Origin of the sequence: Streptomyces glaucus, assembly GCF_039533365.1 — a bacterium.
Taxonomy (GTDB): Bacteria; Actinomycetota; Actinomycetes; order Streptomycetales; family Streptomycetaceae; genus Streptomyces; species Streptomyces glaucus.
Window position 1 is genome coordinate 1 of record NZ_BAAATK010000132.1, and the last position, 1364, is coordinate 1364.

1 protein-coding gene is annotated in these 1364 nt (G+C 76.2%); it reads right to left on the reverse strand.

Annotated features, from left to right (window positions below):
• Window positions 1-1364, reverse strand: a 1364-nt coding sequence (locus tag ABD363_RS32370) for an acyltransferase domain-containing protein (protein ID WP_344610031.1), incomplete at both ends; no start/stop codon positions are given.

Here is a 1364-nt window from a genome sequence, read left to right on the forward strand (position 1 = left end):
CCGGTGAGGGCGGTGCGGAAGTCGTCGAGCATCGGGTCCATCAGCGGCGAGTGGAAGGCATGGCTCACCGCCAGCCGGGTGTGCCGCCGCTCCCCCAGCGCCGCCAGCACCCGCTCCACCCCCGCCTCGGTCCCCGACACCACCACCGACCGCGCACCGTTCACCGCCGCCAGCGCCACCCCCTCACCCAGATGCGCCCGCACCTCCTCCTCGGCCGCCTCCACCGCGGCCATCGCACCCCCCGCGGGCAGCGCCTCCATCAACCGCGCCCGCGCCGCCACCAGCCCGCACGCGTCCCGCAGCGACAACACCCCCGCCACATGCGCGGCCGCGACCTCCCCCACCGAATGCCCCGCCACGAACCTCGGCACCACCCCCAGCGACTCCACCAGCCGGAACAGCGCCACCTCCACCGCGAACAACGCCGGCTGCGCCACCCCCGTCCCCTCCAGCACCGCCGGATCCCCGCCCCACATCGCCTCCCGCACGCCGGACGGCAGGTGCGCCAGCACCTGGTCGAGGGCCTCGGCGAACACCGGGAAACGGCCGTACAGCTCCCGCCCCATGCCCAGCCGCTGGGCACCCTGCCCGGAGAAGACCACCGCCAGCGGGCCGGGCTCGGCGACCGCCCGCGCGGCCTCGGCGAGTCCGTCGTCGGCGGCGAGCAGGACGGCCCGGTGCTCGAAGACGGACCGGCCGGTGGCCAGGGAGTACCCGACGTCCAGCGCCGCACGGCCCGCGGCGTGCGCGCGGACCCGGTCGAGCTGGGCGTCGAGCGCGGCCTCGGTGCGGGCGGACACCGGCCAGGGCACGACCCGGGGAAGGACGCTGACCTGCTCCGGTTCCTCGGGGGCGAGGTCGGGGGCCTGTTCCAGGACGACGTGGGCGTTGGTGCCGCTGATGCCGAAGGACGACACGCCCATGCGGCGCGGCCGGCCGGTGTCGGGCCAGTCGGTGTTGGCGGTGGCGAGTGCGACGGCCCCGGCCGTCCAGTCGACGTGCGAGGAGGGGCGGTCGGCGTGCAGGGTGGGTGGCAGGACGCCGTGCCGGATCGCCATGACGGCCTTGATGAGTCCGGCGGCGCCGGCGGCGGCCTGGGTGTGGCCGATGTTGGACTTCACCGAGCCCAGCAGCAGCGGCCGCTCGCGGTCCTGCCCGTAGGCGGCGACGAGGGCCTGCGCCTCGATCGGGTCGCCGAGGCGGGTGCCGGTGCCGTGCGCCTCCACCGCGTCCACCTCGGACGGCTTCAGCCCGGCCGACGCCAGCGCCTGCCGGATCACCCGCTGCTGCGACGGCCCGTTCGGCGCGGTCAGACCGTTCGAGGCGCCGTCCTGGTTCACGGCGGACCCCTTGATCACGGCGAG